At 74.8% G+C, this 12305-nt stretch carries 10 protein-coding genes and 1 rRNA gene; 5 read left to right on the top strand and 6 right to left on the bottom strand.

Translation table 11 applies throughout. The features are described from left to right. Positions 1–43 precede the first annotated feature (43 nt). From ACZ7RU_RS26285 to mtrA, 3 genes are read right to left on the bottom strand one after another with little or no spacing between them, the layout of a single operon-like run. Complete coding sequence (locus tag ACZ7RU_RS26285; RefSeq protein ID WP_470343432.1) at positions 44–1903, bottom strand: LpqB family beta-propeller domain-containing protein; 1860 nt, start codon at positions 1901–1903, stop codon at positions 44–46. Next, a complete protein-coding gene (gene mtrB / locus ACZ7RU_RS26280; RefSeq protein WP_470343431.1) occupies positions 1878–3971 on the bottom strand; it encodes an MtrAB system histidine kinase MtrB in 2094 nt (697 codons plus the stop codon). The genes ACZ7RU_RS26285 and mtrB overlap by 26 nt, the downstream gene beginning before the upstream one ends. 1 nt (position 3972) lies before the next feature. Continuing rightward, entirely contained in the window at positions 3973–4650 is a 678-nt protein-coding gene (gene mtrA / locus ACZ7RU_RS26275) for an MtrAB system response regulator MtrA (RefSeq protein ID WP_030247322.1), read from the bottom strand. 297 nt (positions 4651–4947) lie between these two features. Between mtrA and ACZ7RU_RS26270 the strand changes: the two genes are divergently transcribed. From ACZ7RU_RS26270 to ACZ7RU_RS26250, 5 genes are all read left to right on the top strand, one after another. Further along, entirely contained in the window at positions 4948–6120 is a 1173-nt protein-coding gene (locus ACZ7RU_RS26270; RefSeq protein WP_470343430.1) for a hypothetical protein, read from the top strand. Between the two features lie 5 nt (positions 6121–6125). Next, the gene (locus ACZ7RU_RS26265; protein ID WP_470343429.1) at positions 6126–6827 is read left to right on the top strand and encodes a DUF4129 domain-containing protein; all 702 of its coding nucleotides are present in this window, start codon (positions 6126–6128) and stop codon (positions 6825–6827) included. Continuing rightward, entirely contained in the window at positions 6824–8056 is a 1233-nt protein-coding gene (locus ACZ7RU_RS26260) for a DUF4350 domain-containing protein (protein ID WP_470343428.1), read from the top strand. The genes ACZ7RU_RS26265 and ACZ7RU_RS26260 overlap by 4 nt, the downstream gene beginning before the upstream one ends. Beyond that, entirely contained in the window at positions 8053–9063 is a 1011-nt protein-coding gene (locus tag ACZ7RU_RS26255; RefSeq protein WP_470343427.1) for an AAA family ATPase, read from the top strand. The genes ACZ7RU_RS26260 and ACZ7RU_RS26255 overlap by 4 nt, the downstream gene beginning before the upstream one ends. Positions 9064–9133: 70 nt before the next feature. Next, complete coding sequence (locus tag ACZ7RU_RS26250; RefSeq protein WP_470343426.1) at positions 9134–10444, top strand: DUF58 domain-containing protein; 1311 nt, start codon at positions 9134–9136, stop codon at positions 10442–10444. A 9-nt stretch (positions 10445–10453) separates the two neighbouring features. Here the strand turns inward: ACZ7RU_RS26250 and ACZ7RU_RS26245 are convergent, their stop codons facing one another. The 3 genes from ACZ7RU_RS26245 to rrf form a co-directional block, all read right to left on the bottom strand. After that, positions 10454–11611, bottom strand: coding sequence for an RNA polymerase sigma factor (locus tag ACZ7RU_RS26245; protein ID WP_470343632.1), 1158 nt, complete (start codon positions 11609–11611; stop codon positions 10454–10456). Positions 11612–11619: 8 nt separating this feature from the next. After that, positions 11620–12027, bottom strand: coding sequence for a YciI family protein (locus ACZ7RU_RS26240; RefSeq protein WP_470343425.1), 408 nt, complete (start codon positions 12025–12027; stop codon positions 11620–11622). Between the two features lie 187 nt (positions 12028–12214). Next, positions 12215–12305: ribosomal RNA gene (gene rrf, locus ACZ7RU_RS26235) — 5S ribosomal RNA — on the bottom strand; the annotation flags it as partial.

The raw sequence follows: 12305 nt of genomic DNA, 5'->3' as shown, positions 1-12305 counted from the left end.
GGGCGGACGTGCCGACCCACCGGGCCGTCAACCGGCCGACCGGTCAGCCCGGGTAGAAGAACGAGCGGGGCTTGTCGATCAACTGGGCTTCCCGCCACTGGTTGTTGAGCAGCCGGTAGACCTTGGTGTCCGACACCGCGAGCACCGGCGGCGCCTGGGTCAGCACGTCCCCGCGGGACTCCGAGGCGGAGACGGTCCGCATGCTCTCGCCGATCCCCAGCCGGGTGTCCGAGCTCTGCGATCCGTCGGTGCTGATGTAGTGCAGCTGCTGGGTCCGGTCGACCTCCTTGCCGAGCACCAGCAGCTGGTCGGTCTCCACCCAGGACACCGAGGCGACGTCGGTGATGGTGGGGGCCGCCCGGCGGATCCCGGTGATCTTCGCGGTCGGCGCCTCCTTGGTGCCGCCGTGCACCACCAGGCCGAACACCAGCGAGCTGGTGGCCACGCCCGGGGTCTTGACCACCAGGGCGACCCGGGCGCCGTCCGAGGCGATCTTGAGCGACTCCACGGTCTGCCCGGTCAGCCCCTCGACCGGCACGGTGTACGACTTGTTGCCGCGCACCATCACCACCCGCGGGTTCTGCTTGTTGCGGTCCACCACCCAGAGGTCGCCGCGGCCGTCCCAGCTGGGCGAGGCGAAGCCCTCGTCCTTGTCGCCGCCCTTGGCCGGCGCGCTGAGCACCGGCTCGCCCATGCTCGCCGTGCTGTCCGACAGCGGCACCGAGAAGACCTGGCGGCCGTCCCCGCTCACCGCGGCGGCCCAGCCGCCGTCCCGGCTGACGGCGACCGTGCCGAGCGGCGGGGTGCCGTTCGGCTGCGGCTTGCCGAGGGGGCCGCGGACCGGGTCGCCGGTGCGCCCCTCGTCGATCTTCATCAGCACGCCGTTGTCGGCGCGCTGGTAGTACTGCTGGGTGGACGCGCTCCCGGCCAGCGAACCGGGACCGGTGGCCGGTCCGTCGTTCCGGCTGGCCGTGCAGGTGCCGTGCCGCCCCTTCAGCTCCAGCCGGTCGAGGCCCTTGCCCTGGTCGGCGAGGGTGTAGAAGAGCTGGGTCGCCATCCGCCGGCAGCCCGTCGGCTCGCCGATGTCCGCCCCGCCGAGCCGCACGTGGGCGCCCCGGTTGTCGTCGATGCCGACCTCCTCGACCGTGGTGCCGGTCGGGAACGCCGTGCCGACCACCGGCGAGAGCCAGGTGGAGGGGCCCTGGACGAGCGCCCGGGCGGCCGAGGCGAGCGGGTCTATCCGGCGCCGCAGGTAGATCGGGTCGGCGACCAGCACCTCCTGGCCGGTGTTCCCGGTGACCGCCGAGGACGGGTCCGGCGCGGTGTAGAAGAAGCGCTCGACCTGCCGGAAGCTGTTCCGGAAGTTGGTCTCGTTCATGATCACGCCGGGCGGCAGCTTGTCGATCCGCCACTCGCCGCCCTCCCGGACGAACGTGAAGTCGGAGGAGACGTTGTTCTGCCCGGCCACCAGCAGGTACGAGTGCCGCTCGTCGACGGTGGCGACCAGCTGCCCGGTCACCGTCGCGGAGACCACGGTGTCCGTGTCGGTGACGTCCTGGCCGGCCGTGGTGGAGGTGGCGGTGAGCACCTGGGTCCCCGCGTCCGGGTTCCAGGTGGCGGCGGCACTCTCGGTGAGGTACTTGCGCGCGGTGTCGTACCCCTCGTCGGCGGTCACCGCGTCCAGGAACCCGGTCAGCAGCTCGCGCGGCTTGGCGCCCCGGCCGGGCGCCATCGGGTAGACCCGGGCCTGCAGGTTCTTGTCGGCCGAGCCCTGGGACAGCTCCACCTTGGTGATGCCGCCGGAATCCGGCATGGCCGCGCAGCCGCTCGCCACCAGGGCGCCGAGCAGCCCGCCGACCGCCGCGAGGAGCCGCGGCTCAGTCCTGTTGCTCGTCCTTCGCACGCTGCGGCCCCTCCGCCGTCGTCCCACCCGTCACGTCCGGCTCCGCCGTCCGCTGTGCCACCGACGGCCGTCCCGGCGTCGGGTCCACCATGACCTGGGCGCCGGTTGCCCCGTAGGCCGTCCACACGTCCGAGGGATCCGCGCGCGGCCCCTCGGGCAGCCGGCTCCGGCCCAGCCCGGGGCCGATGTTCAGCACCCCGCCGAGCCCGCTGCCGAGGCCGTTGCCGACGGCCTCCGGCGTCTCCGCCTGGTCGTCGACGGCGGCCGTCGCCGTCGCGCCGGCCGGGCTGATCGCCCGCCGGTACGGCGTGCCCTGCGCGCCCAGGCCCCGGTTGTTCCGGGAGTCCTCCGGCTCCAGCCGGAACGGCGCCCGGGTGATCTCCCCGCCGCGGGTGCGCGGCAGGGTCAGCCGGAAGTGCGAGCCGCCGCCGGGCTCGCCCCAGGCCTGGAGCCAGCCGCCGTGCAGGTGGGCGTCCTCGACGGCGATGGACAGGCCGAGGCCGGTGCCGCCGGTGGTCCGCACCCGGGACGGGTCGGCCCGCCAGAAGCGGTGGAACACCCGGGACGCCTCGCCCGGCTTGAGGCCGATGCCGTAGTCGCGCACGCCGACCGCGACGGCGCCGTCCGCGGAGCCCAGCCGGACCACCACGTCGCGGCCCTCGCCGTGCTCCAGCGCGTTGACCACCAGGTTGCGCAGGATGCGCTCGATCCGGCGGGAGTCCACCTCGGCGAGCACCGGCTCGCCGTCGCCGCGGATCACCACGGCGCTGCCCTTGGCCTCGGCGAGCGGTTCGGCGGCCTCCACCACGCGGGCGACGATCTCGCGCAGGTCGACCGGCTCGGCGTCCAGGATCGCGGCGCCGGCGTCGAAGCGGCTGATCTCCAGCAGGTCGGCGAGCAGCGACTCGAAGCGGTCCAGCTGGCCCTGGAGCAGCTCCGCCGAGCGGGCCGCCATCGGGTCCAGGTCCTCGCGGCTGTCGTAGATGAGGTCGGCGGCCATCCGGACCGTGGTCAGCGGCGTGCGCAGTTCGTGCGAGACGTCCGAGACGAAGCGGCGCTGCACCCGGGACAGCTCCTCCAGCTGGCGGATCTGCGCCTGGAGGGCGTTGGCCATCCGGTTGAAGGACTCGCCGAGGCGGGCGATGTCGTCCGTCCCGGTGACCTTCATCCGCTCTTCCAGGTGTCCGTCGGCGAGCCGCTCGGAGATCCCGGCGGCCATCCGGACCGGGGTGACCACCTGGCGCACCACGACCCAGGCGATGCCGCCCATCAGGATCACCACGAACACGCCGGCGGTCGCCAGGGTGCCGGTGACCAGGTTGAGGGTGTCGGTCTCCTGCCCGAAGGAGAACACGTAGAACAGCTGGTAGCTCTTGTCGGCCGGGCCCATGAACTGCATGCCGAGGGCCAGCCCGGGCTCGGACTTCCCACTGCTCTCGGGCGAGCGGTGGATCCGGGTCGGCTGGTCGAACATCTGGTTGGGCTCGGCGAGCAGCTTGGCCCGCAGGGAGTCGGGGATGCTGCTGGGCTGGATGTCGCCCGAGTAGCGCGGCGCGAAGCCGGCGGTGTCCGGGACGACGGCGCCGGTGCCGGGGGCCATCGCGATCACCGAGTAGACGGTCTGCCCGCTCCCGGCCAGGTCGTTGACCTGCCGCAGCAGCCAGGTGCCGGTCTCGTCGAGGGTCGGGTCCGCGGTGCCCCGCAGTTTCTGGTCCCGGGCCTCGTCGATCTTCTTCTGCTCGACCTGGAAGCCGATCCTGGCCTGCGCCCGGGCGGCGTCCATCTTGGTGTCGAGCAGGCCGTTGCGCACCTGCGCCACCACGACCACGCCGAGCACCAGGACGACGGCGATGGACGCGAGCAGTGACACCGCGACCACGCGCAGCTGGATCGACCGCCGGTACAGCGCGGCCGTCCGGTGCACGGGACGGCGCAGCTGACGCTTCACCAGCGCGACCACGCCGGACGGGCGCCGGCGGCGGGTGGTCGAGCTCAGCACGTCGCCGCGCACGGCCCCGGCCCCGTCGGTCGCGGTACCCGACGGGGTGTCGTCTGCCCGGTCCGTCACGTCAGCTGGGTCCGGCCTTGTAGCCGACGCCGCGGACGGTCACCACGATCTCGGGGCGCTCCGGATCCTTCTCGATCTTGGAACGCAGGCGCTGCACGTGGACGTTGACCAGCCGGGTGTCCGCCGCGTGGCGGTAGCCCCAGACCTGCTCCAGCAGCACCTCGCGGGTGAACACCTGCCAGGGCTTGCGGGCCAGCGCGACCAGCAGGTCGAACTCCAGCGGGGTCAGCGGGATGCCCCGCCCGTCCCGCTTCACGGAGTGGCCGGCCACGTCGATCACCAGGTCGCCGATGGTCAGCTGCTCGGGCGTGGGCTCCTCGGCGCGGCGCAGCCGGGCACGCACCCGGGCCACCAGCTCCTTGGGCTTGAACGGCTTGGTGACGTAGTCGTCGGCACCCGACTCCAGGCCCACCACGACGTCGACCGTGTCGGTCTTCGCGGTCAGCATGACGATCGGGATGCCGGACTCCGCCCGGATCTGCCGGCACACGTCGATGCCGTCCCGGCCCGGCAGCATCAGGTCGAGCAGGACCAGGTCCGGCTTGGTCTCCCTGAACGCGGCCAGCGCCCTGTCCCCATCCGCGACGAAAAACGGCTCAAAACCCTCACCACGCAACACGATGCCGAGCATCTCGGCCAGTGCGGAGTCGTCATCAACGACGAGGACGCGTCCCTTCATGCGTCCATCTTCTCATTACCGGATTGTGACCTGCCGCACAGCAGTGCCATTGCTCCAGAACGGCCAACTCCCCCACCGGTGCATTCCGGCCATACCGGGCGAATGACCCCGCCGCAAACGCCTCCGGACCCCCTCCCGCCCCACCGCGGACCACCACCCGGCCCGTCACGGAGGCCCGTTGCCGATCAGCAACCGGATCGCGCTGGGGCCGGTTTCCGGCCCATGGCACGATGGGCGCTGCGCGCGGGCGGAAGATCCGTTCGCAGTCGCGCCCGTGACGCCCTCCGAGGAGCAGTGATGACCGACACTCCGGGCTGGGCCTCGCCCAGCTCGTCCGAGCCGCCCCGCGACGACGCCCGGCCCCCGGCCGACGCGCCCGCCGCCGCGCCCGGGACGTCGGCACCACCGCAGGCCGCCCCCGGCTGGACCGGCCCGGCCGGCGCCCCCCACGGCGGACAGCAGTGGGGACAGCCCTCCGGCGGGCACCGCCCGTACGGCTGGGGCGCCCCGGCGAGCCCCAAGCCCGGCGTCATCCCGCTGCGGCCGCTGAACATCGGCGAGCTGCTGGACGGTGCCGTCGCCACCGTCCGCCGGAACTGGCGCACCGTGCTCGCGCTCTCGCTCGGCCTCGCCGTGGTCTCCCAGGCCGGCACCGTCCTGGTCAACCTGATGGTCAAGGGCAGGACCGGCGAGGCCACCCAGATCCTGCGGATGCTGGCCGGCCTGCCGCTGGAACTGCTGCTCAACGTGTTCGCCACCGCACTGCTCACCATCGTGGTCAGCCGCGCCGTCCTCGGCCGGTCGGCGACCGCCGGGGACGCCTGGCGCGACGCCCGCCCCCGGCTGCTGCAACTGCTCGGGCTGACCCTCATCACCGCCCTGCTGGGCCCCGGCGTGGTGCTGCTCGGCTTCGTCCCGCTGCTCGGCTACGAAGCCGGCGGCGCGGGCTCACCCGCGATCAAGGGCCTGCTGGCGCTGGTCGCCCTGCTGATCGTCCCGGTCGCCGTCTGGCTGTGGATCCGCTTCAGCCTCGCCGCCCCCGCCCTGATGCTGGAGAAGCAGGGCGTGCTGACGGCGCTGTCGCGCGCGCGGCGCCTGGCCCGCGGCGCCTGGTGGCGGATCCTCGGCATCACCCTGCTGGGCCACCTGCTGGCGTTCGTCGTCGCGCTGGTCATCGCCGTCCCGGCCCAGTTCATCGGCCTGGCGCTGGGCTTCGAGAGCCTCGACAGCCAGGGCCTGCCCGACTCCGCCGACCGGGGCGTCGCCATGCTGCTCCTGCTGGCGGTCGCCGGGATCATCGCCGGCACCTTCACCACCCCGTTCATCGCCGCCGTCGGCGTGCTGGTCTACATCGACCAGCGGATCCGCCGCGAGGCCCTGGACATCGAGCTCGCCCGCGCGGCCGGCCAGCCCGAACACGGCGGCACCGGCCCGGCCGGGCCGGGCGACCCGACCGCGGCGAGGCGCTGAACCGGATGTCCGACTGGGGGGACAGGCTCCTCGCCGCGGGTGGCGCACCGGTCACCGTGCCGCGTGACCCGGCCCGCGAGGCCGCCCGCGACGAGCTGCTCGACGCGGAGTACCACAAGCACGACCCGTCCGTGCTGCAACGGATCACGGACTGGTTCTACGACCACATCGCCAGCGCGCTCGACAGCATCTCCGGCGACGGCACCACCGGCACCACCGGACTGATCCTCTTCCTGATCGTCGCGGTACTGATCGGCGCCGCGCTCTGGTGGCGCCTCGGCGCGCCCCGCCGCGCCGCCCGCACCGTCCAGGACGTGTACGGCGCCGACGGCCCGCGCAGCGCCGACCAGTACCGGGCGGACGCCGCCGGGCACGCCGCCGCCGGACGCTGGACCGAGGCCGTCCGCGCGCAGATGCGCGCCCTGGTGCGCAGCCTGGAGGAGCGCACCCTGCTCGACACCCGCCCCGGCCGCACCGCCGACGAGGCCGCCGCCGAGGCCGGCCGGGCCCTGCCCGAGCACGCCGCCGCCCTGGCCGCGGCCGCCCGGACCTTCGACGACATCGCGTACGGCGAGCGCGCCGCCGACCAGGACGCGTACCGGCTGCTGCACGAGCTCGACCGGACGCTGGAGCGCACCCGCCCGGTCCTCGCACCCGAAGCCGCCGAAGCCGTCCTCCCGGCCCCGACCCCGGGAGGAGCGGCATGACCGGTACCGTCCCCGCCCCCGCGACCCCGCCCGACGCCGGGGCAGCCGCCCCCGCCGCCCCGACCAGCCTCGCCCCCACCACGCGCGGCCTGTGGCGCCGGGCCCGCTGGTACCTGGCCGTCCTCGCCGCCCTGCTGATCGGCGCCGCCGCCGTCTCCGCGCTCGGCCAGGACCGCCGCTACCCGGCGCTGGACCCGCGCTCGTACGACCGCGACGGCACCCACGCCGTCGTCGCCCTGCTCGAACGCCAGGGCCTGAAGGCCGAGTTCGGCACCGACCCGGCCGCCGCCCCGGACGGCCCGGACACCCTCGTGCTGCCCGAACCCGACCTGCTCAGCCCGGCCCAGCTGCGCGCCGTCGCCGCCGCCCGGCACCGCCGGCTGGTGCTGGTCGCCCCCGGCCCGGCCGCGCTCACCGCGCTCGCCCCCGGCATCCGGCTGTCCGACGACGCGGGCGGGCTGCCGTACGCCGCCGTCCGCTCCACCACGGCGGAGTGCTCGCTCACCGAGGCCGTCCGGGCCGGCAGCGCCCAGCAGGGCGGCATGCTCTACACCAGCGGCAGCCGCGGCCAGGGCTGCTACCCGCGCGGCCACGGCTACCCGCTGGTCAGCCTCCCGGTCGGCGACGGCGGCCGCGACGTGATCGTGCTCGGCAGCGGCACCTTCCTGCACAACGGCGAGCTGGCCAAGGACGGCAACGCCTCCCTCGCGCTGGGCCTGCTCGGCTCGCAGCCCCGCCTCAGCTGGCACCTGCCCGACTACTCCCTCCCGGCCCCCGAGGGCGCCCGCACCAAGACCCTCGGCGACTACCTGCCGAGCGGCTGGCACTGGGCCGGCTACCAGCTCGCCGTCGCCGCCGTGCTCGCCGCCCTCTGGCGCGGACGCCGGCTCGGCCCGGTGGTCAGCGAGAACCTGCCGGTGGTGGTCCGCGCCGCCGAGACCACCGAGGGCCGCGCCCGGCTCTACCGGCGGGCCAGGGCCCGCGGCCGCGCCGCCGAGGCGCTGCGCGGCGCCACCGCCCACCGCCTCGCCCCCGCCCTGGGCGTCCCGCTCCAGGCCGGCGCACCCGACCCCGACGCGCTCTGCGTCGCCGTGGCCGGCCGACTGCCCGAACGGCCCGCCGGGGACGTCCGGGCCCTGCTGTACGGCCCGCCCCCGACCGACGACGCCGCGCTGCTGCGGCTCGCCGACGACCTCGACGCCCTCGAAAGGCAGGTACGGAACCCGTGACCGACCAGGCAACCGCCCAGCTCCGCCCCGTCCCCGGCACGGCACCCGCTACCCCCGCCACCGACCCGCGCGCCGCGCTGACCGCCCTGCGCGCCGAGATCGGCAAGGCCGTGGTCGGCCAGGACGCCGCCGTCACCGGCCTGGTCGTCGCCCTGCTCTGCGGCGGCCACGTGCTGCTGGAGGGCGTCCCCGGCGTCGCCAAGACCCTGCTGGTGCGCACCCTCTCCACCGCCCTGAGCCTGGAGACCAAGCGCATCCAGTTCACCCCCGACCTGATGCCCGGCGACGTCACCGGCTCGCTCGTCTACGACGCCCGCACCGCCGAGTTCTCCTTCCAGCCCGGCCCGGTCTTCACCAACCTGCTGCTCGCCGACGAGATCAACCGCACCCCGCCGAAGACCCAGGCGGCCCTCCTGGAGGCCATGGAGGAGCACCAGGTCACCGTGGACGGCGAGCCGCGCGCGCTGCCCGTCCCGTTCCTGGTCGCCGCGACCCAGAACCCGGTCGAGTACGAGGGCACCTACCCGCTGCCCGAGGCCCAGCTGGACCGCTTCCTGCTCAAGCTGATCCTGCCGCTGCCCGACCGCGACCAGGAGTTCCAGGTGCTCTCCCGGCACGCCGCCGGCTTCGACCCGCGCGACCTCGCCGCGGCCGGCGTCCGCCCGGTCGCCGGGCCCGGGCACCTGGCCGCCGCCCGCGAGCAGATCGCCAAGCTGACCGTCTCCCCCGAAGTCCTCGCCTACATCGTCGACCTCTGCCGGGCCACCCGGCAGTCCCCGTCGCTGTCGATCGGCGTCTCCCCGCGCGGCGCCACCGCCCTGCTGGCCGCCTCCCGGGCCTGGGCCTGGCTGGCCGGCCGCGACTACGTCACCCCGGACGACGTCAAGGCGCTGGCGCTGCCCACCCTGCGGCACCGGGTCGCGCTGCGCGCCGAGGCGGAGATGGAGGGCGTCACCGCCGACTCCGTCATCCAGGCCGTCCTCGCCCAGACTCCCGCCCCCCGCTGACCCGGCACACCGCACCCGCACCGCACCCGTTCGGCCCTCCCGCCCACGGGCTTCCGAAGGAGCGCACCGCATGGCCCTCACCGGGCGAACCGCCCTGCTCGCCGCACTCGGCGCGCTCGTCGTGGGCCTGCTGCTGCCGTCCTGGACCGGGATCGGCCTGGTCACCGGCGCGGTACTGGTCACCGTCGCGGTCGACCTGGTGCTCGCCGCCCCCGTCCGCGACCTGCGGTTCGGGCGCGGCGGCGACACCACCGTCCGGCTCGGCGAACCCGCCACGGTCGAGCTGACCGTCACCAACCCGTCCGGCCGACCGCTCCGGGGCCTGCTCCGCGACGCCTGGGCCCCGTCCGCCTGGCGCCCCGGCACCGCCGAGGCCGCCTCCCGGCACACCCTGGCCCTCCCCGGCGGCGAACGGCGCCGGATCACCACCGTCCTCACCCCCACCCGCCGCGGCGACCACCACGCCCACCGGGTGACGGTCCGCTCCCTCGGCCCGCTCGGCCTGGCCGGCCGCCAGGGCTCGCACCTCGTCCCCTGGACGGTCCGCGCACTGCCCCCGTTCGCCAGTCGCAAGCACCTGCCCTCCCGGCTCGCCCGGCTGCGCGAACTCGACGGCCGCACCTCGGTGCTGACCCGAGGCCAGGGCACCGAGTTCGACTCCCTGCGCGAGTACCTGCCCGGCGACGACGTCCGCTCCATCGACTGGCGCGCCAGCGCCCGCCGGAACACCGTCGCCGTCCGCACCTGGCGCCCCGAACGCGACCGGCACATCCTCGTCGTCCTCGACACCGGCCGCACCTCGGCCGGCCGGGTCGGCGACGCGCCCCGCCTGGACGCCGCCCTCGACGCCGCACTCCTGCTCACCGCCCTCGCCACCCGGGCCGGCGACCGGGTCGACCTGCTCGCCCACGACTCCCGCAAGCGGGTCGCGGTGGCCGGCAGCTCGGCCCACGAGGTGCTGCCCGCCTTCACCAACGCCATGGCGGGCCTGGAGCCCGCGCTGCACGAGACCGACATGCGCTCGCTGGTCGCCACCGCCCTCAAGATGGCGCCGCAGCGCTCGCTGATCGTGCTGCTCACCGGCCTCGACGCGGCCCCGGTCGAGGACGGCCTGCGCCCGCTGCTGCCGATGCTCACCAAGCGCCACGAGGTCGTCCTCGCCTCGGTCGCCGACCCGCGGCTGGACGACCTCGCCACCGGGCGGGGCACCGTGGAGGCGGTCTACGGCGCGGCGGCCGCCGAGCAGACCCGGGCCGACCGCCGGGCCACCGCCGAGCGCCTCACCCGCCACGGCGTCACCGTCCTGGACGCCCCGCCGACCCGGATCGCCCCGGCCCTGGCCGACACCTACCTGGCGCTGAAGGCGGCCGGCCGGCTCTGAGCCGACGCGTCACCTCGCCCGACCGGCCTTCAGCACCGTGTTGAGCCGGGCCGCCTGACGGGTCAGGTGGTCGCGCTCGGCGAGGTTGGACGCCCGGTGCGCGGCCTGCGCGTACAGCCGGGCCGCCGCCGGCAGGTCCCCGTCGCGCTCGTGGAGGTACGCCGCCACCGCGGCGTACCTGGGCAGGGTGTCGTCCAGCTCCGCGAGCGCCGCCAGCCCGGCGCTCGGACCGTCGGCCTCGCCGACCGCCACCGCCCGGTTGAGCCGCACCACCGGGCTCCCGGTCAGCCGGGCGAGCTCGTCGTACCACTCGACGATCTGTGTCCAGTCCGTCTCCTCGGCGGTGGGCGCGTCGGCGTGCAACGCCGCGACGGCCGCCTGCGCCTGGAACTCGCCCAGCCGGTCCCGGGCCAGGGCCGCCTGGAGGATCCCGATGCCCTCGGCGATCATCCCGGTGTCCCACCGACCGCGGTCCTGCTCGGCCAGGGGCACCAGCGTGCCGTCCGGCCCGGTCCGGCCGGCCCGCCGGGCGTGGTGCAGCAGCATCAGGGCCAGCAGCCCCGCCACCTCGGGATGGTCGATCACCGCCGCGAGCTGCCGGGTCAGCCGGACGGCCTCCGCCGCGAGGTCGATGTCACCGGAGTAGCCCTCGTTGAAGACCAGGTAGAGCACCCGGAGCACGGTGGCGACGTCTCCCGGCTGATCGAACCGGACGGCGGAGACGGTGCGCTTGGCCCGGCTGATCCGCTGCGCCATGGTCGCCTCGGGCACCAGATAGGCCCGGGCGATCTGCCGGGTGGTCAGCCCGCCCACCGCCCGCAGGGTCAGCGCGACCGCCGACGAGGGCGTCAACGACGGGTGGGCGCACAGGAAGTAGAGCTGGAGCGTGTCGTCCACGGCGACCCCGGGCCCCGGCTCCGGCTCCTGGTCGACCAGGTCCTCCCGGCGCCGGCGGGCGGCGTCCGACCGGGTCGCGTCCAGGAACTTGCGCCAGGCCACGGTGACCAGCCAGCCCTTGGGATCGCGCGGCTGGTCGACCGGCCAGAGCCGGATCGCCTCGATCAGCGCCTCCTGAACGGCGTCCTCGGCCGCCGCGAAGTCTGCTCCGCGGCGGACGAGGACACCGATGACGCCCGGCGTGAGGCTTCTCAGCAGGGCCTCGTTCATCGGAGCGGTCACTCCGTGACGGTCGGCGGCATCGTCAGGAACGGCCGCAGCTCCAGCCACTCGTGGATCGGCTTCCCTCCGGCGCCGGGGGCCGCCGACAGTTCCCCGGCCAGCTCGACGGCGCGCTCGTAGCTGTCGACGTCGATCACCATCCAGCCGGCGATCAGGTCCTTGGTCTCGGCGAACGGACCGTCGGTGACCGGCGGGCGCCCCTCACCGTCGTACCGGACCCACGTCCCCTCCGGAGCGAGCGCCTGGCCGTCGACGAACTCGCCGGTCTTCTCCAGCCGGGCGGCGAACTCCTGCATGTACGTGATGTGCGCCGTGACCTCCTCCGGCGTCCACTGGTCCATCGGCACGCAGTTGACCGCTTCCGGGGCACCCCGGTAGTGCTTCAGCAGCAGGTACTTGGCCATCGTCTTCTCCTCGGAGCCTGGTGCGACCCATTGTGGCCGCGTCCACCCCGGGGACGGCGCCGGGCACGGGTTCTCGACACGGCTGGCCAAGATTTTTTCGGGCGACCCGTCCGCCCGTGGCCGTCCCGGCCCGGAAACGCAAAGAACCCCCATCCGGATCCCGGATGGGGGTTCTTCAGCAATGATTGTTCGGCGGCGTCCTACTCTCCCACAGGGTCCCCCCTGCAGTACCATCGGCGCTGTAAGGCTTAGCTTCCGGGTTCGGAATGTAACCGGGC

This window comes from Kitasatospora sp. NPDC114501 (assembly GCF_055633695.1).
Note: the sequence above shows the minus strand (reverse complement) of the source record. Positions and strands in the feature narration are given on the sequence as shown.

Bases quoted from the DNA above. Each gene is read 5' to 3' on its own strand.
- mtrA (WP_030247322.1), bottom strand. From the start codon at position 4,650: ATGAAGGGACGCGTCCTCGTCGTTGATGACGACTCCGCACTGGCCGAG.
- ACZ7RU_RS26270 (WP_470343430.1), top strand. From the start codon at position 4,948: ATGACCGACACTCCGGGCTGGGCCTCGCCCAGCTCGTCCGAGCCGCCC.
- ACZ7RU_RS26265 (WP_470343429.1), top strand. From the start codon at position 6,126: ATGTCCGACTGGGGGGACAGGCTCCTCGCCGCGGGTGGCGCACCGGTC.
- ACZ7RU_RS26260 (WP_470343428.1), top strand. From the start codon at position 6,824: ATGACCGGTACCGTCCCCGCCCCCGCGACCCCGCCCGACGCCGGGGCA.
- ACZ7RU_RS26250 (WP_470343426.1), top strand. From the start codon at position 9,134: ATGGCCCTCACCGGGCGAACCGCCCTGCTCGCCGCACTCGGCGCGCTC.
- ACZ7RU_RS26245 (WP_470343632.1), bottom strand. From the start codon at position 11,611: ATGAACGAGGCCCTGCTGAGAAGCCTCACGCCGGGCGTCATCGGTGTC.
- ACZ7RU_RS26240 (WP_470343425.1), bottom strand. From the start codon at position 12,027: ATGGCCAAGTACCTGCTGCTGAAGCACTACCGGGGTGCCCCGGAAGCG.